The sequence below is a fragment of the uncultured Methanobrevibacter sp. genome, assembly GCF_947169325.1.
Taxonomy (GTDB): domain Archaea; phylum Methanobacteriota; class Methanobacteria; order Methanobacteriales; family Methanobacteriaceae; genus Methanocatella.
Genome location: NZ_CAMVPN010000003.1, coordinates 51,633 through 71,062 on the forward strand (window position 1 = coordinate 51,633; position 19,430 = coordinate 71,062).

13 protein-coding genes are annotated in these 19,430 nt (G+C 36.6%); 5 read left to right on the plus strand and 8 right to left on the minus strand.

Annotated elements, in window-relative coordinates:
* Positions 1–121: 121 nt before the first annotated feature.
* The 3 genes from Q0W26_RS00965 to Q0W26_RS00975 all read right to left on the minus strand — a co-directional run bounded on the left by Q0W26_RS00965 (position 122) and on the right by Q0W26_RS00975 (position 6,275).
* Positions 122–4,360, minus strand: a complete 4,239-nt coding sequence (locus Q0W26_RS00965; RefSeq protein WP_298521524.1) for a hypothetical protein — start codon at positions 4,358–4,360, stop codon at positions 122–124.
* A gap of 118 nt (positions 4,361–4,478) precedes the next feature.
* Positions 4,479–5,120, minus strand: coding sequence for a fibrillarin-like rRNA/tRNA 2'-O-methyltransferase (locus Q0W26_RS00970; protein ID WP_298521525.1), 642 nt, complete (start codon positions 5,118–5,120; stop codon positions 4,479–4,481).
* Positions 5,121–5,123: 3 nt separating this feature from the next.
* Positions 5,124–6,275 carry an NOP5/NOP56 family protein gene (locus tag Q0W26_RS00975; protein ID WP_298521526.1) on the minus strand — a complete coding sequence of 384 codons (1,152 nt, stop codon included), beginning with the start codon at positions 6,273–6,275 and terminating at the stop codon, positions 5,124–5,126.
* Positions 6,276–7,023: 748 nt separating this feature from the next.
* Here Q0W26_RS00975 and Q0W26_RS00980 point away from each other — a divergent pair.
* Genes Q0W26_RS00980 through Q0W26_RS01000 form a run of 5 tightly spaced genes read left to right on the plus strand, consistent with a single transcriptional unit; the run spans position 7,024 to position 12,114 of the window.
* A complete protein-coding gene (locus Q0W26_RS00980) occupies positions 7,024–7,563 on the plus strand; it encodes a glycosyl transferase (RefSeq protein ID WP_298521528.1) in 540 nt (179 codons plus the stop codon).
* Between the two features lie 24 nt (positions 7,564–7,587).
* Positions 7,588–8,499 (plus strand): dihydroorotate dehydrogenase, encoded by a 912-nt coding sequence (locus Q0W26_RS00985; RefSeq protein WP_298521529.1) that lies wholly within the window; start codon positions 7,588–7,590, stop codon positions 8,497–8,499.
* Positions 8,500–8,501: 2 nt separating this feature from the next.
* Positions 8,502–9,302: a dihydroorotate dehydrogenase electron transfer subunit gene (locus Q0W26_RS00990; RefSeq protein ID WP_298521530.1), complete on the plus strand. Its 801-nt coding sequence runs from the start codon at positions 8,502–8,504 to the stop codon at positions 9,300–9,302.
* A 16-nt stretch (positions 9,303–9,318) separates the two neighbouring features.
* A complete protein-coding gene (locus tag Q0W26_RS00995; RefSeq protein WP_298521531.1) occupies positions 9,319–10,323 on the plus strand; it encodes an AI-2E family transporter in 1,005 nt (334 codons plus the stop codon).
* Positions 10,324–12,114 (plus strand): DNA-directed DNA polymerase, encoded by a 1,791-nt coding sequence (locus Q0W26_RS01000; protein ID WP_298521532.1) that lies wholly within the window; start codon positions 10,324–10,326, stop codon positions 12,112–12,114.
* Between the two features lie 23 nt (positions 12,115–12,137).
* Here Q0W26_RS01000 and Q0W26_RS01005 read toward each other — a convergent pair whose 3' ends face one another.
* The 5 genes from Q0W26_RS01005 to psmB all read right to left on the minus strand — a co-directional run.
* Positions 12,138–14,411, minus strand: coding sequence for a hypothetical protein (locus Q0W26_RS01005; RefSeq protein WP_298521533.1), 2,274 nt, complete (start codon positions 14,409–14,411; stop codon positions 12,138–12,140).
* A 215-nt stretch (positions 14,412–14,626) separates the two neighbouring features.
* Entirely contained in the window at positions 14,627–15,655 is a 1,029-nt protein-coding gene (comC, locus tag Q0W26_RS01010; protein WP_298521535.1) for an L-sulfolactate dehydrogenase, read from the minus strand.
* 26 nt (positions 15,656–15,681) lie between these two features.
* Complete coding sequence (purM, locus tag Q0W26_RS01015; protein ID WP_298521536.1) at positions 15,682–16,701, minus strand: phosphoribosylformylglycinamidine cyclo-ligase; 1,020 nt, start codon at positions 16,699–16,701, stop codon at positions 15,682–15,684.
* A gap of 104 nt (positions 16,702–16,805) precedes the next feature.
* Positions 16,806–18,719: a beta-CASP ribonuclease aCPSF1 gene (locus Q0W26_RS01020; RefSeq protein ID WP_298521538.1), complete on the minus strand. Its 1,914-nt coding sequence runs from the start codon at positions 18,717–18,719 to the stop codon at positions 16,806–16,808.
* Between the two features lie 140 nt (positions 18,720–18,859).
* On the minus strand, positions 18,860–19,430 hold a 571-nt coding region (gene psmB, locus Q0W26_RS01025), incomplete at its 5' end, for an archaeal proteasome endopeptidase complex subunit beta (protein WP_298521540.1).

Here is a 19,430-nt window from a genome sequence, read left to right on the forward strand (position 1 = left end):
TTTTTCTTGCATTTACAATGTATTATTGCCTTTTTTGTAAACAATCATATCCATTTTATAATGATCCTAATTGGGGATATTGTGAAAATAAAAAAAGAATGGCAGTAGATGCGCGTTGCACCTATCTGATTTTAATTTTAACAGTTTTGGTTACTTTGTTGTAGTAAGAGCCGCCGTTATATTTAATAACTGCTTTGAAAGTTCCTTTTTTAGTTAATTTGGTAATTTTAAATGTTGCCTTGCCTTTGCTGTTGGTTTTGGTAGTGTATGTTTTACCTTTAACTTTTAAGGTAACTTTTGCTTTTTTCATTGCTTTGTTTTTGCTGTTTTTCAAGGTTATTGTGTATTTTTTGGTTTTTGTTGTTCTTTTGAATGTTTTTGCTTTAGCAGTCATTTTTGTTTTTTCCTTATTTATGGTAATCTTAACAGTTTTACTAACAGGTGAGTAATTTTCACTGTTGATTTTAATAATAAGGTTTTTGGTACCTGCTTTAGCAGTTTTTAAGATGCTTGTAGTTAACTTTATTGAAGCGACTCCATTTTTGATGGTGGATGTTGCGATGTCTTTGCCGTTTAATGTAAATGTTACATTAACTCCATCAGTCACATTCACGAAATCAACATTGTATGTTCCACCATAGTTGATGACATACGCAGCATTTTTCGCATTTATTGTAACATTTTTTAGATTTACGGTGAAATTAACAGGAATTTCAGCTCTTGTGATGTTATCGTCAATGTATGTAACATTGGCAGTGTTGGATCCAGCATCCAGGTTTGGAATAACAAGTTCTGCGATTCCTTCTTTTACCTCAGCGATATATTCGACATTATTGACTTTAACAGCCACTTTACCACTGTTCAATGGAGCTATGGCGCTGCTGTTTACCTGAACTTTAATGTTGATGTCATCGCCGTAGGTAACATCTTCAGCTTCAAGAATCTCCAGGCTTATTGTATCGTTTACCAATGGTTTATCACTTGAAACGTTGTTTAAGGTTAATCTGGCATCTTCATCAACGAATATGCAGTTTTCACCGTTGCCGATGAATTCGGAATCGCTGATGATCATATCGCTCTCGGTTTCAATTGCTCCGCCGGATTCTATTGCGGTGTTGTTTTCCAGTAAAGTATTTTTTATTGTTAATGCTTCATAATTATAGATTGCTCCACCATATTTTGCATTGTTGTCTGTAAATTGGGAGTCTGTTATAGTTGTTTCACCGTCATTGTCCACTGCTCCACCATTTTCTTTTGCAGTGTTGCTTGCAAATTTGGAGAGTGTTATTGTCATGTCACTTTCAAAGTTGTAGACTGCTCCACCATTGTACTCGGCGGTGTTTTGTGTGAAGTTGGCGTTTGTTATTTCAATTTCACCATTATCAGTATTGATTGCTCCACCGAATCTTGCGGTGTTCTGTGTGAAGTTGGCGTTTGTTATTTCAATTTCACCATTATCAGTATTGATTGCTCCACCGTATCTTGCGGTGTTTTGTGTGAAGCCTGTGTCTGTTACGGTTGTTTTTCCATAATCGTTATAGATTGCTCCGCCCAGTCTTGATGCAGTGTTGTTTGCAAATTGGCTATTTTCAATATTTGCTTCACCTCTGTCATTATCGATTGCTCCACCATATGCGGCATTGTTGTTTTCCAGTCTGCAATTATCCATATCAAGGTAATATCTGTTTTCGATTGCCCCGCCGTATCTTGCGCTGTTTAGGGTGAAGTTGGTGTTTGTTATCTCCATTTCACCGTTGTCATTGTTGATTGCTCCACCATATTCCTTTGCAGTGTTGTTTGCAAATTGGGAGTCTTTTATATTTATTTCATTGTCATAATGACTGATGACTCCACCATATTTTGCGCTGTTGTTTGCAAATAAAGAGTTAAAAATTTCCATATTTCCTGTGTTGTAGATTACTCCACCGTTGTAGTCCGCAGCATTGCATGTGAACTCGTCATCTGTTAGGGTTAGGCTGCCTCCTTCATTACGGATTACTCCTCCATATTTTGCAGTGTTTTGTGCAAAATGGGTGTTTGCTATATAGATGCTAACAACTTCCCCATTATAGATTGCTCCTCCTTCGAATGCCCTGTTTTGTGCAAAGCTGGAGTTGTCTATATCTAATTGGGACACATCAGCATAGATGGCCCCTCCGGTCGGAGCATTGTTTTGTGTAAATGAAGTATTCACAACACTTGCAATACTAGTTTTAACATATAGTGCACCGCCTTTTTCACTTGCTGTATTGTTTGTGAAATTACAGTTGATAACAGCCAGATTATTGTTTGTATAAATTGCTCCACCATTTTCAGCGTGATTGTTCTTGAATGAAACTTCTTCAATAATGCCATCGCCGCCGGCAGCTATTGCACCGCCGTTAATTGCAGAATTGTCAATAAATTCCACATTGAATATTATGTTTTCAAAGCCTTCAAAGAAATTAACTCCTCCGCCTGTAGGAGCATTATTGTTGATGAAATTGCCGTTGAAGGTTATGTTGTGAGGAGTTTGTCTGTAGTTTATGCCCCCACCATTTAACGCTGCAGTATTGTTTATAAAATCACATGTGAATGTGCTATTTGTTGACACATCCTTGAATGTTATTGCCCCACCGTTTCCAACAGAGGCATCAACTTTTCCTAAAGCGCTGTTGTTTGTGAAATAACAGGTAAAGTTATTGTTATTGGTGGTATTGTAGAAAAATATTGCCCCTCCACATGATTTGGCAACATTGAATGTGAAGTTTGAGTCGAATTTATTGTCATTTGCCTTTTTGTAAAAAAAGATTGCACCGCCGTAGAGTGCGTAATTGTTTGTGAAAATGCTTTCAAAACTATTGTTTTCAGCCAAACTGTTGAAAAATATTGCTCCTCCACTGGCTTTTCTTGCACTATTATTATAAAAGTCGGCAGAAATTATGTTATTGGAAGATTTAGCTTGGAAGCATAATGCTCCACCAGTTCTTTCAGTCGCATTACCTTCAAAATAGCCGGCAATTATTACACTATCAGTTTCATTGTTAAAGAATATTGCACCACCTCGGACAGCACAGTTATTAATAAAAATGGAGTTGATTTCACAATTTGAAATATTGCCATCAGTTCCTTGCCAGTAAATCGCACCTCCATCGGATTCTGCTGTATTGCTGGAGAATTTACAGATAGTTACTTTCCCAGCAGTTCCTTGCCAGTAGACTGCACCGCCATCGGATTCTGCTGTATTGTTGGTAAAGTGAGAGTCGTTAACTGTTCCATTAAATGCATTCCAGTAGACTGCACCACCATTGTCTGCTTGGTTATTGGCGAAGCTAGAGTTGTTTGTTATTCCATTATATGCATACCAGTATATTGCACCACCATTGTCTGCTTGGTTGTTAGTGAAATTACAATTGGTTAGTGTACTATTACTTCCTTCCCAATAGACTGCACCACCATTATCTGCCTGATTGTTCATGAAATTACAGTTGTTTGCTAATCCATGTCTTTTTTGCCAGCTGATTGCACCACCATTGGACCCTGTGTTGTTTATGAACTCGGAGCTGTTCACGATTCCATTTTCTCCTTCCCAATAGACTGCACCACCGTCGTTTCCATTATTTTTAATGAAACTGCTATTATTTACAGAACCCTCAAGAGCATTGAGGTCCCAGAAAAGTGCACCACCATTAATTGAGGTGTTATTTGCAAAATTGGAGTTGTTAATTGTTCCATTATATGCATTCCAGTAAACTGCGCCCCCTCTTTGTGATCCTTGGTTGTTGATGAAGTTACAGTTGTTTATTGTTCCATTAGCAGAATTTGAATCCCATTGGACTGCACCGCCACTAAATTTTGTTGCGGTGTTGTTTATGAAATTGGAGTCGTTTATTGTTCCATTAACTCCGCACCAGAAGACTGCACCTCCCCTTAGTTTTGCATAGTTGTTGGTGAAGTTACAGTTGTTTATTGTTCCATTAGCTCCATACCAGCAGATTGCACCGCCATTATCAGTAGCATTACCATTTATGAAGTTAATATTTTTTAATGTAACGGTGTTTGCCGTAATATTGAATATTCTTGCAAGTCCTGCTCCATTGATTGTGTGTCCTTGTCCGTCAACATTAAAATTGGCCTTGTCAATCACGATTCCAGTTGTATAATTGGAATCCTTTTCAGGATTATAAGTGTAATCTTTTGTTAATTGTATTGTGCTTGTTGTTGAGTTGGTAATTTCTGCATTTAAAGTTGAAAAATCGCTAATCTCATTTTCGCCATTGGATATTTCTTCAGTATTTATGTCGGTTTGCGCTACTATTTCATCAGATGCATTATCTGCTGCACTTATGCAAGATAAACTGATTAAAGCAAATAAAATCATCGCAGCTATTATGACTTTATGTTTAATAATAATCCCTCCTATTCAATAAAAAGTAAATATAATGTTGTGTTTATTTAAAAAGCATTTAAGATTATCCTTTGCAAACTATGCCCTTTTTTTAAAAATTTTTTTCTACTAGAAAGGCAATATGGTCTTTTTCGTATGGTTCCAGTTTCACTTTTTCAATAATCTTAAAGCCTTTCTCTTTCAGTTTCTTCTCCTGTTCCTTGAATACCTTTTTAGGCTTTTGCACTACATCTATACTTCTGGCCTTTATCATTAAAAGACCCATGCCGTTATCCTTTGCAAACAGGTTCATGTTTTTCATAAACAGTTCGCTTTGTGTTGGCTGGGCGACATCACAGTATACCAGGTCAGTTTTTTCCACAATGTTGAGATATCCTTTAGGTTTTGTTGCATCACCTAAAATCGGAGCAATATTAAGTCTTTGTCTTGAGAGTTGGACCAGTTTTTTAGCTGTTGTAGGTGAAAATTCAACTGCATAAATTCTTCCATTGATTACGATATCTGAAATGTGTGAAACTGTTGTTCCGGTTGAAGCGCCAAGGTACAGCACTTTTGAAGTGTCCTCAAGTTTCAGATTTTCCAATCCATTTAAAAGAGCTGCTGCCAATTTGGACCTTCTGGGATTCCATATCCTGTACTCGTCATCCTCTTTGATTAGCTCTTCTCCATAAACTGAAATTCCAGGAGTCAAATTCTTGGTGGCCACATTACCGTCTTTAAAATAAACATTCATGTCCTATCTCCTTTTCTTTCTTTTTTTGCCTTTTCGCTTCTTGTTTTTGGATTTTCCCTTTTCTTCATTTCGTTTTTTGGTTGTCTTTGTTGGAAACGGATTGTTCTTTTCTATCTCTTCAGCTTTCTGGATAAAATCATCATAAGCGTTTTCATCAAAAGTCTTGGTAAAAACGTCCCTTCTCACGGCCAGTGATATTTTTCCTGCAAGCATTCTTGCAATCTTTCCACGATTCCACCATTTTGCTCCCCTTACCTGTGGGTGCTGGTATATCAAACCGTATTTTGGAGGTCTGTCTCCGCTTTTCAAATGCCTGAACAATGCCTTTTCGGCACCCATAATCTGAACTGTGCTTGAAGGATAAATTGCAAGGCGTTTAAGACCTCCTGCATGTGAAATTAATTTTGCACCAAGAGATGATCCGACCAACAGCCTTAAATTCGGTGCAATGTCCTCCATTTTGCTGTCAATGTATGCTTCAATTTCCTTTCTTGTTTTTTGAAGTTCATAAATGGATTTTGCATATGTGTTCATTATCTCCAAATCCTTGGCGTTAATGTCATCTTCTAAGTCTAAAACGTTTTCGGGGAATGCTTCAGGTTTTGCTTCAATGATCTTTTCCTTGGTTTCATTTTGCGAAATCAGTCTAATGTATGTTTCATTGCTTTTGATGACGTCCATTTCAGGGAAATAAAGTGCATACCATTCCCTGATTCTTTCGATTAATTTGGATATGGTCTCGTCAATCTCGTCAATTGAATTGATTGCCTGAATCAGGTGCTTGTCTTCGCTTGCAGATTCCTTTTTAATCTTATAAATTGCCAGTCTTTGATATATGTCTGCAATATCTTCGCCATCCAATTCGAACTCTTCATAGTTGCTTCTCAGGTATTCTCCGCCCTGGTTTGGTGTTTGTATTTTTATTTTATCGTTATTGTAGTCGGATAATCTTTTGTTTGATTCGATTATAATATTGTCATAATCATTTGACAACTCTTTGATTAGTTCATCTTCTTCCAAGACTATTTTCTTATCGTCGATTTCAGCCAATCTGTTTATTATTTCAATTTCTGGAAATAATTTTTTAGAAATAAGTTCATTTTCACTATTAAAAGCATAAAATCCTTTAATACTGTAAGTTATATAGCATTCCATGCAATAATTTATTCATTTTATTTCTAATAAGTATTTTTAATTTAAGGTAAATTTTACAGATTTGATGCAATTTTCTAATTCTATACAATATAACATGTTAAAATTGAATTTACAGATTAAAATTCTAGTTATTTTATATGTTAAGTAGTTTAATAAAGGTATTGTGGGTTTTTGACCACTTAGGTTTAAAATATCTTAATTCAACACAGGTGATTTTAATGAAAAAGGATTGGAAAATGTTTTTAGAAGTAACTTTAGAAATCGTTAAAATCATTGTTATGATTTTAAAATAACTGATTTTTAGGGCGGTATTTAGTTGTTGAATGTAAAGGAAAGAGTTTTGGTATTTTCTCTCTAGTGGGGTTCTTACCACAATTATGCTCAGAGGAGATGTAAATAAAATTTATATATGTGCTGTAATAAATAGTAATTTGTGAGAAAATCTCATGTGTTGAATTAAATTAATGGGGTTAGAATCATGTATTCTAGCTCTATTCCTTTAAACTTGTTTTAATTTCATTTTATATTCTTATTATATGTATTTTTCATTGAAAATTATTAGTTGGTTAACGTTTATATATCTCTTGGGAGATATATTACTTTGAGATTTAATCTCGTGAATTGTATTGAATTAATGGGGTTAGAATCATTGATTCTAGCTCTATTTCTTTAAAATCTTTTTTTTAATAAATTTTCAATTATCTTGTTTTCAAAGTATTTTTAGGATGAAGTTTAAATTATAAATTGTATGTCAAATGAAGGTTTAGATGATTTAAGATATGAGCTGGAACTTAAGAATGCTGAAATTGATGAGCTTATGATGGATCTTCAAAACAAGATTGAGGAAATCAACAAGCTGAAGCTGTATGCAACAAAATTGAAATACGAAAAGAAAAATCTTGAAGACAAATTGGATACCAAGATAGACTATGACAAGTCCCAAATGAAGGAACTGGATGACTTGACTGAAAAATTAAGGGAAAAAGATGCAATCATTGAAGATAAGCAGGATCAGGTTAAATATTTAAGATCCCTGATTGACGATTACAGACAACAGCTAAGTCAAAACACCGAAAACCTTGAAGTTCAGCTTAAGAAAATCACCAAAACCTATGAAAATCTGCTTGAGCAGAAGGATGCAATTATCAAAAAGCAGGATGAAGAAATATCCAATCTAATCAAATCCAAAGAAGAAATTGTAAAATCAAATAAGACAAATGTCATTAGTTTGAAATTGCAAAATGAGAAGTATCAGGAAATCATTGATAAATTAACAAAAACTAATTAAACAATTAATTACAAAGTTGATATTATGTTAAAAACAAATGTTTGTGGGGTAGAATTCAGAAATCCATTGATGTTGGCTGCGGGCATTATGGGAAGTAATGCATCATCCATGAATTGGATTTTAAAATCAGGCGCTGGAGGAGTAGTTTCAAAATCATTTTCACTAAATCCTCATCCGGGTTATCCAAATCCGACAACTGTTGCGGTTGAAGGTGGCATTTTAAATGCAATCGGACTTTCAAATCCCGGTGTCGATAACTTTAAAGAAGAGCTTAAAAAAATTGAAAGACAGAACAATGTGGTCATAGCTTCAATATACGGGGCAACTCCAGATGAGTTCTCCGCATTGGTTGGTGAAGTTCAGGATTATGTCGACATGATTGAACTTAACATTTCATGTCCTCATGCGATGGAAGGATTCGGAGCATCAATTGGTCAGGACTGCAATTTAAGCCACACTATAGTATCAGCTTCCAAGGATGCAAGTGATGTTCCAATCATTGCGAAACTGACTCCGAATGTTACTGACATCACTGAAATCGCAAAAACCTGTGAGGATGCAGGTGCTGACGCATTATCTCTCATCAACACCCTGGGTCCGGGCATGAAGATTAACATTGATGTTGCCCGTCCTGTATTGTTCCATAAATCCGGGGGAATGAGCGGTCGTGCAATCAAGCCGATTGCAATAAGCAATGTCTATTCCGTTTATGAAGCGGTTGACATTCCATTGATTGGCGTTGGCGGAATATACAATTTTGAAGATGTGGTTGAATTTATTTTTGCAGGTGCAAGGGCAGTTCAGATAGGCACTGCAATCATGGATGAGGGTGTCAATGTATTCGATGACATTAACAGCGGCCTTGAGAAGTTCATGGCTGAAAAGGGATATTCATCCATTGATGAGATGGTAGGACTTGCACACAGGGAGTTGTAAACATGATTAATGAGCCAAAAATAGTTGAAATCAAAGAAATTATCGATGAAACTCCTACAATTAAGACTTTTAAATTTGATTGGGATTTTGAAACACTCGGAAAACCAAACCCCGGTGAATTTCTGATGGTTTGGAATTTCAGAAATGAAAAGCCGATGTCCATAGCTCAGATTAACGATAACGAATTGGCAATTACAGTCAAAAACATCGGTGAGTTCACATCTCAATTGCACAACCTGAAAATCGGTGATGTAATTGGTGTCAGGGGAAGCTACGGCAATGGCTTTGACAATTCATTTGAAGGCAAAAACATCATAGCCATTGGTGGAGGAGTCGGAATGGCTCCAATAAATGCAATTGCCAGTGATTTGGCTGCCAAAGGCAATAACGTCAGTGTAATATCTGCCGCTCAGACTAAAGATGAACTTTTATATGGTGGGCATTTGGAAAAGCTTGGTGTTAATGTGCACTACTGTACCGATGATGGAAGTTTCGGATTTGAAGGATTTGCAACAAATTGTCTTAGTGATTTGCTTGAAGATTCGACTTACGATTATGGATTTGTCTGCGGTCCTGAGATAATGATGAAAGGTATCTTTGATATTCTTGAAGCATCATCAATACCTGCCCAATATTCCCTTGAAAGATATATGAAATGCGCTCTTGGAGTGTGTGGTCAGTGCTGTGTTGACAGTGAGGGTTGGAGAATTTGTGTAGAAGGGCCTGTTTTTGAAAATGACAAAATAAAACAGATTACCGAGTTTGGAAAATATAGGCGTGACGCTTCTGGTGTGAAATACTAAACTAAGTGGGATTATTATGGGAGTAGACATTAAAAATTACTTGAATCCACCGGTACTGCTGGTAATATTCTTATTGGTAATCTCAGCAATGTTTGTATTCCCTGTTTTAAACATGATTCTTTTGGGAGCCATTCTTGCATATCTTGTCAGGCCGGTTGCCAATAGGATACAATCAAAACTGAAATTTTCATCAGTTTCCATCATATTGGCGATGATTGTCGTTCTGATACCTCTGATACTGCTTGTGGTGTATGTTTGCTATGAAACTTCTTCTGTGATAACTTCCCTGCTTGCAAGCAACTATTATTTTGATATAGATCAGGTCATTTCACAATTGCCGATAGAAACAGCTTCCATTAATGATTCAATTAACTCTTCCATTACAGAAATCGGAAGATACGTATTGCAGTATACAGTTAAATTTTTAAGCAAATTCGTGAATATCACTTTGGACCTGTTCATTCTGATTTGTTCAGTATTCTATTTTGTTCGTGATGGCGATAAGTGCTTGATGTTTGTTCGTGACTTTATTCCGGATGATTCCAAGCAATTCTTTGACAACACTGTCGAATCCGTTCAGGATGTGCTTAAAAGCATATTTTATGGACACTTTTTAACTTCAGTTATCATCGGCATTTTTGGAGCTATAGGATACTCCCTTTTAGGATTTCCATTCGGAATATTTTTAGGTGTGCTGACAGGTATTCTGCAGCTGATTCCGATATTCGGGCCTTGGCCGATATATTGGATATTGTTTTTCAGCGACCTGTATGCGGGCAACTATCCAAGAGCCGTTGTAGTGTTGCTTTTCGGATTTTTCCTGAGTACCGTGGACATGTACATAAGGCCTGCCCTGTCAAGCCATTATGCCGAAATACATCCGTTTATCCTGCTTATCGGATTTTTATCAGGGCCTCTGGTTTACGGGGTTGTAGGATTTATAATAGGGCCTCTGATTTTAGGAATAACCTACACTGTTTTGGATTGCTATAGAAAAGAATATCTTCTTGGAGATGAATGAATGCAGAGAAATGTTGTTATTTTGGACATTGATTACGTTACTTATGAGGAAAGGCCGGTCATCAGACTGTTTTCAAAGGATGGGGACCAGAACATAGTTCTGCTCGATGACACATTTGAGCCGTACCTCTACGTAATGTCTGATGATTTGGACGAATGCATGGATGAAATTAATGAAAACATTGATGTCGTCAATGTTGAGAAGGTAACAAAAAAGGATTTCCAGATAGAAACCGATTTCATCAAGGTCACATTCAAGCATCCTCAGGATTTGGCTAAAAACAGGGATGCCCTAAGGGATTTGGAAAGCGTGATTCAGATAAGGGAATTCGACATTCCATTCTACAGAAGGTATCTAATGGACCGTGATGTGATTCCGATGACCGAAGTGGTGGCCATCGGTGAAGAGGTCGACTCATTTTTAACCCTTGACAGCAAGAAGCAGGATCTCACAATCATCAAGTTGACTGAAGATTTAAAGAGGGTTGAAGAATACCCTCAAAAGTTCAGAATTTTAAGTTTCGATTTGGAAGTCAGAAACCCTCATGGAATGCCCAATTCCGAAGAGGATGAAATAATCATGATTGGGGTTGCCAGCAATTTCGGCGTCAATCAGGTCATTTCAACAAAAACCAATTCTGAAGATAAGGATGATTTTGTAAATCAGGTCTCATCGGAAAGAGAAATGATTCAGGAATTTGTGAAGATAATCAAGGACAACAATGTAGACATTATCGTCGGTTACAACTCAGACAATTTCGATTTCCCATATCTTAAGGATAGGGCCAAGCTTTTGGCTGTTGATTTGGACATTGGAATGGATGAATCTGAGGTCAAGTATATCAGAAGAGGCTATGCCAATGCCGCTTCTCTTAAAGGGCTGATCCATGTAGATTTGTATCTTGTGATGAGACGGTACATGTCTCTTGAGAGATATACATTGGAACGTGTATATTATGAACTGTTCGGCGAAGAGAAAATCGACGTTCCCGGAGAAAAGATTTGGGAGTACTGGGATAACGGCGGCGAAGAGCTGGACAACCTGTTTGATTACTCCCTTGACGATGTAATCTCCACATTAAAGATTGCCGAACAGACATTACCACTTAACTTAGAGCTTACACGTATCATAGGCCAGCCATTATTTGACGTTTCACGTATGGCAACAGGTCAGCAGGCAGAATGGTTTTTAGTAAAGCAGGCTTATTTTGACGGTGAAGTAGTTCCAAACAAACAGGGTTCAAACTTCGCAGACCGTGCAAACGCTGAAGACAATGAAGGCGGATACGTCAAGGAGCCTGAAACAGGCCTTCATGAAAATCTGGTCCAGTTCGACTTCAGAAGCCTGTATCCAAGTATCATTATTTCAAAAAACATATCTCCGGATGTCATGTATCTGGGCGATGTCGATAACGAGGAGGAGTATAACATTTCTCCTGAACATGGAATCAAATTTATGAAATCCCCTCAAGGATTTATCCCATCCGTTATTGATAAGATTCTGCAGGAACGTTTCAGAATCAAACGGGAAATGAAGGCATCAACCAATCCTCAGGAGAAAAAGGCACTGGACGTACAGCAGCAGGCAATTAAAAGACTTGCAAACACTATGTATGGTATCTATGGATTTCCACGCTTCAGATGGTATTCATTCGAATGCGCAAAGGCCATCACTTCCTGGGGAAGGCAGTATATTAAATCCTCTATAAAAAAAGCTGAAGAATTCGGATTTTACACAATATATGCTGATACTGATGGTTTTTATGCGAAATACAAAAAAGAAAAAGAATAAGAGAAAATTAATTCTCTTTAATTTTATTTAGTTATTTTTATACTTGATGTAGCAGATTTCGCTGTTACATATTTATTTCCTGATGTTACAACAACTTTGTGGGTTCCAACCTTTAAGGATTTCACATTAAGCTGCGCGATTCCTTTTGTACTGGTTTTTACAGTGTATATTTTGTAAGATTTGCCAGTATAAACTTTGATTTTCACTTTAACTCCTTGGACTGCAGTTTTGGTTTTTGTGTTTTTCACAGTAACTTTAAAGTATTTTTTTGCACCTTTTTTGGCTGTCACTTTAGTTGGAGTTAATTTAGCTGGAGTTTTCTTAACAATTATTTTTGTTGTAACTGAACTGGCAGTATAGTTTTTAGATTCGCCTTTTGAAACTACAACTTTGTATGTTCCTGGTGCGAAATCTACTTGAAGTCTTACTTTACCGTCAGCTCCGGTTGTACCAGTGTAACTGTAGTACTGGGTGCTTGAAACGTATACTTTGATGTTGAGCTTAGCACCATAGATTACTTTTTTGTTTTTGGTGTTTGTAAGCTTTGCAATGAAGTATTTGCCTGATTTGTAATATGCAGTAGTTTTTGAAGCACTGATCTTTCCACTAGCTTTTTTAACGGTAATCTTTTTGGTCACTGAATCTGCGTCGTATCTGTTGTCTGCTAAAGTTACAACCATTTTATGTGTGCCGACTGCAAGAGGTGCTGAAAATGAGATTTGACCGTTTTTATTTGTTAGGAAAAGATAATTTTCACTTTTTTTGCCAGTATACAATTGGACTAAAACATAGGCATCTGCAATAGCTTTACCGGTTTTTTTATCAGTAATTTTAATTGTTGCTGTAGTTCCACTGTTGTAGTAGATTGTGTAATCTTTAGTGGTAATCTTAGCAGGAAGCTTAAGGATGGTTATGCTTCCACTCGCATTTTCATAATTTATGTTGTCGGTATCATTGTTGCTTACGCTTAATTTGTAAGTTCCACCGATTAAACCTGAAACATTAATTTGACTGGTTCCGTTTTCATCAGTTTGGAAATAATAATCTTTTGCACTGGTATTCGGCATGTTCAAGTGGAGAATAATTCCTTTCATGCCTTCGCCGGTTTTAGCGTTGGTAACATTAATAACAACTTTTTTGTCGCTTCCATAATATTCCTTGTATGGATTGATGACAATTTTAATGTTGGCTTTATTAATGGTTATTGGAGCGCTTGCACTTCCTTTAACATTTCCTGAATCAGTAAATTTAAAGGTATAGTTGCCGACTGGGGCAAATACATATTCTGAAATTACAAAACTTGGATAGAAATGATCATGCAAAGTGAGAACTCCATTTTCATCACTGGTGAATGTGGTTGTAGAACCGATACTGTAACTTCCTCCATTCTTGATAATCCATTGCATTGAAGAACCGGTGCTGTTAGAAACTGCAGCGGTAATAGTTTTATTTGCAAGGGTTTTGTTTGTATCAACATCAATAAGTTGGAATGTAAAATTACCGGTTGAATATTCACTTACAGGATTCAATACTTTAATGTTTAAGTTGTAAATTCTGTTTAAAGTAGTATTTCCTATCACGGTTTTGTTTTCATTAGTGTACTTAATTATTAATGTGCATTTTTCAACACTTAAATCATAGTCAAAGTAAATTGTCCCGTTTTTAAATTCAAATTCACTTATGGTTTTGTTAATGGTGTCATTTCCTTGGGTATATGTTGCCATTAATGTCAAACCGTCTTTATTTATATCATAAACGTCCACGCTATCAGTAAGAGTAATAGGTACAATTGTTTTTTTAGTACTGTTAATGTTAACTGATGATGGAGTTTTTATTGTTAAGTTTCCAACAATGGACAATAGTACTTTTGTTGATGAATTAGTGTAGTTCGCATTACCTAAATAATTGATGATTAGGCTGTGGTTTCCAGCAGCTAACTTGTCAGTCAGGACAATGCTTGAATTAGTGTAATTGAAGTTAATTGTTTTATTTCCTTCATTTATTTTTATTTCATCTTTTGTGAATTCAACGTTATTTGATTCGTTGTCTTTGACATTCACATTTAACTTTGCGGTTTCCTGTTCATTGACTTTTACGTTTTCGGAAACTACTGTTGTATTAATTTTTTGTGCAGCATCTCCTGCTGCAGCGTCGTTCGCTAATACAACACTTGATCCGTCGTCTGCCAATTTTGCGTCTGCATCCATTGCAGCGTCACTTGCGCACACGGATCCAATACTTATCAATAGGAATATTGACATTACTATCAATAAGATATGAGAGTTTTTAAGTTTCATAACTTTAATCCTCCTAATTTAAAAAGAAAATTTTTTAAAAAAACAGTTAAATTTTCTAGTATTATAACTTTAAGTTATTTTTCGCATATATACTTTTGTTCATTTTTTATATATAATCATTATTGTTTTAGGTTTTCTAAATTCGAATTTAATTCAATTCAATATGAAATATTTTTATATTCGGGTGATAAAAAAAGAAATTTGAAGAATAATGGTTATTCTTCGATGTAGGAATCAATGTCGATATCCAAATCATCACAGATTCCTTTTAATTGTTCGTATAATTTTTCATCAATTGCAATTCCATTGGCTTCTGCTTCAGCAATTCTTTTAACTTCCAAATCGCCAGGTATTGCAACGTTTTCACCAGTTGCCCTAATTTGTGAGACAAAGTCTTCTGTATTTTTGACAAATTCATCAAAGTCTCCAAATTTGGACGGATCAATGACGACGTACAAGTCTCCTTTAGTACAGTCCTTGTCTGGTGAAGCGGTTCCGCTTACGCCATGACCATATCCTGCCTGTACAAGTGGGCCGGTTAAAATTTCAATTAATGCGGCAATTGCATATCCTTTAAATCCTCCGAATGGTAAAATGGAACCTTCAAGGGCAGCTTCAGGGTCATTAGTTGGGTTTCCGTCTTTGTCCAATGCCCAACCGTCAGGCAAATCCAATCCTTTCCTTTTGGATTCGATGATTTTTCCACGTGCAGTTACTGAAGTTGCCATGTCAACTGTGATATATGTTTCTGATGGAATTCCCAATGCAAGTGGGTTTGTTCCAATCAATGGGGTGCTTCCTCCAAGAGGTGCGATTGCAGGATCGGTATTTGCAAGGACTAATCCGATGCAGTTTTCTCTCAATGCCAAATCGGAATAGAATCCTGTAACTCCAAAGTGATTGGAATTGTGTACACCTACACATCCGATTCCTACTTCTTTAGCTTTTTTAATTGCTAATTGCATTGCTTTGTAGGATACTGCTTGCCCAAATCCGCTGTTACCATTGATTAAAGCAATTGCTGGAGTTTCTTTTTCGATTACAATGTCATCTTTCAAGTTAATTGTGCCTGCTTCGATACTAATTAAGTATTGTGGGAATCTTCCGAGCCCATGTGATGTAAATCCTTTTAAATCAGCATCTATTGTGGCTTCAGCAACGAATTCGCTGTCTTCTTCACTGGCCCCTAATCTCTTTAATATTTCTTTAACGAGAGCTATCTCCTTATCTTTCATTATCTTCATTCACTCACCTCTTAATCTTTATCAAATCAGTATTCAATTTCAGTTCCTTCAAAAGCTTTAACAGTGATCTTTTCATCATCTGTTACTTTACCGATAATTTGACAATTACAGTATTCTTTTAAAGTATTCATAATTTTTTCAGCTTCTCTTTCTTCGCAAATGACAACAAAACCGACACCCATATTGAAAACTCTGTACATTTCCTTGATGTCGACATTCTGTTCATATATCAATTTAAATATTTCTGGAACTTCCGGAAGGTCGTTGATGTCATATCCCACTCCTTTTTTCAAACGTCTAAGGTTTGTAAATCCTCCTCCGGTAATGTGTGCAAGTCCATTAATATCATATTCTTTTTCAAATAATGCTACAATAGGTTTAACGTAAAGTTCGGTTGGCCTTATCAACTCTTCCCCGATGGTGGTTTCACCATTAGGCATTTTGTCGCCTACGCTGAATCCGGCATCATCAAATAAAGCTTTTCTTGCTAAACTGTATCCGTTGGAGTGTATTCCATTACTTTCAATACCGATTAAGACGTTTCCAGGTTGGATATTTTCTCCAGTAATAATTTTATCAATGTCCACAAATCCGATACCTGTTCCTGCAAGGTCAAAATCTTTAATAATTCCTGGAAGTGATGCTGTTTCTCCTCCGATTATTGCAATTCTTGATTCTTCAGCGCCTTTAACGAGTCCATCTGCAATTTCTGCAGCCCTTTCAGGGTCAGGTTTTTCAACAGCAAGATAATCGACCAATGCAATAGGTTCGGCTCCGACACATAATATGTCGTTTACAACCATTGCAATACAATCGATACCGACTGTATCGTATTTGTTCATCATTTCAGCAATTAAAATTTTACTTCCAACACCGTCAGTACTCATTGCTATGGCTTTGTCTCCTAATTTTACTAAAGCAGCATAATGACCACTGTCTGTAATAATATCTCTGCATGATAATGTTGATTTGAGTTTATCGGCCAATTTTGAAACAGTGACTGCTTCAAGGTCAATATCAACACCAGATTCTGAATAAGTAACCATTTTTACACCTAATTGTTTCATTAAACTAAAAATAAAATAAATGTTGTAAAAAATACAACATTTCACATTATAGTATTAATTATGTTTTAATAACTATATAATTATTAATGTATTCTAACACAATCCAGATTGATTGGAGTTTTAGTTTCGATTTTGTAACTTCTGTGAATTGATGAAGCCAAGTCCACTGTCTTGTATGGGTCTCCGTGACAGGTAATGACCTTTTCAGGTCTTGGGTTGAGTCTTTTGACATATTCCATTAATTGTCTTCTATTGGAGTGTCCACTAAATCCGTTGATTGTTTTCACTTCCATTTTCACACAGAATTGTCTGATTCTGCCGTCATCGTCTTCAAGTGGGATTTCCTTCCATCCTTTTTGGACTCTTCTTCCCATTGAACCTTCGGATTGGTATCCTACAAAGATTAATGTGTTTCTTTCATCTTCACATAACCATTTGAAGTATTCTACGGAGTTTCCTCCAGTCAGCATACCTGAAGTTGATAATATGATTGCAGGGTCTTTGCTTTCAACAATTTCTTTTCTTTGTTCGTAATTCTGAACCTTTTCAAACATTTCTGAAACGAATGGGTTTCTTCCCATATGGAAAATTTGATCCCTTAAGTCTTTGCTTAGGTATTCAGGCCTTGCTGTGTGGATTGCAGTTGCTTCCCAAATCATTCCGTCAATGTAGATAGGCACTTCTTCAATCATTCCGTGTCTCATGTACTCTTCAAGCACGACCATGAGTTCCTGTGCCCTTCCTACTGCAAATACTGGAACCAATACTTTTCCGCCACGTTTAAGTGTTCTGTAAATGGTTTTCATCATTTCCTTTTCAGCATTGTTCCTGGAAGGCTGCACATCTTCCCTTCCACCGTAGGTACTTTCCATGATTACGGTTTCTGCACGAGGGAATCTGATTGTTGCAGGTTCCAATAATCTTGATGGCTCGTATTTGAAGTCCCCGGTATACACGAGGTTATGGGCTCCGTCTCCAATGTGCATGTGGGATATTGCGGAACCTAAGATGTGTCCTGCATTGTGCAATGTTAATCTGATGTCTGGAGAAATGTCTGTTACTTCCCCATAGTCAAGAGTAATGGTATTTTTAATTTGATGTTTTACATTCTTTGATGTAAATGGTAAAGGATTACCTTCCCTGTGAGCGATATCCAAATGATCGAATTGTAAAAGGGTAGTCAAGTCTCTGGTCGGAGTTGTACAATAAACAGGTCCGTCATATCCGTAATGGAAAAGGTAAGGCACAAATCCGCAATGGTCCAGGTGTGCGTGAGAAATAATCACTGCATCCAATTCTTCAATTGAAAATTCTGGAGCATTTAACATTGGAAATGCTGTCTTGTTATCTGATGCGGCGACATTAACACCACAGTCCAGTAAAACACGACTGTTTGGTGTTTGCAAAAGCATTGATGAACGTCCGACTTCCTTGAATCCTCCCATGGAAGTGACTCTTGCCCAGTCATTAGGGTATTTGCTTCCTTGGTGAATTTGACGTCCGAGACGTTGCAGCAATTTTTTCCTGTCTTTGCTGCTGTTCTTTTGAATGGTCCTTATTTTTCCAATAATGTCTGAACTGATTGGTGGGGTTCTTAATATTTTAGGTGCCCAACCGGTATTCTTTACGATGTTTCTTGATGTCACACCGTATTTTCCAATAACAAGTCCTGGCTTTTTGGCTGTAATTACCACTTCGCCGGTAACTGTATCAAAGTAAATGTCTGTAATTTCCGCACCGTCAGGAACTATTTCATGAATTTTATTGATAGTTGCTTCAGGTTCAAGCAATGCACTTTTGTCAGACCTAATTATGATCCTTTTTCTTAGATCTTTTGCAAGTGACCTTATCAGGTCGCCGTTTTCTGTAATAATTTCTGGATTTTTGGTATAAACTACTACTTCAGGGCCTTCAAATTCCACTTTTGAAACTTGAATTTCATCTGGTAGTTTTTGCAAAATCTCTTTTTTAATCTCATCTAAAATATCTGAAGTCATATAATCCCTTCAAAAAAAGTTATGTGTATTATTATAGTTTATGAAAAGCATTTAGCTATAATTAGTTGAATTTCATAAACTATCCACACATTTTTTATATAAAAAAATAGTTAGTTATGAAAAATTAGTCTTTTGCTTTTTTATATCTTATCCAAAATCTTGTTAATTTTTTCATTATCTAACATTTCAAAGCCGTCTTTGTCCACTTTAGCGACTAAATATCCGTTACCGGAATAGGTGTCACGTTCAGCGGCAGCTCTGATAGCTCTTATGGCTATTTCAATTCCTTCGTCAGTTGTCAAGTCATCTCTAAATCTGTCTTCAAGAACTCCGTAAGCAACGATGGAGCCTGAACCTGTGGAAATGTATGTGTCTTCAATCATACCTCCTGCAGGGTCTAAGGAGTAAAGAGATGGTTTGTCTCCATCCATTCCGCCAAGTAATGTTTGAACATACATTGGTCCGGAACGTAATATGTTTGCTGTTAGGGATGCAGCCGCTTTAACGCTGATGCTGTCATTGTTTCTCATTTGGTATAATGATACTTCTGCTTCAATGACTTTCATTAAACTTTGTGCATCTCCAACAGAACCAGCTATGGTTGTTACAATATGATCGTCAATTTTAAATATTTTTTCTGCGACTTTGTGAGCTACTAAGTTTCCCATACTAGCTCTCCTTTCGCTTGCAAATACAACTCCATCTTTACAG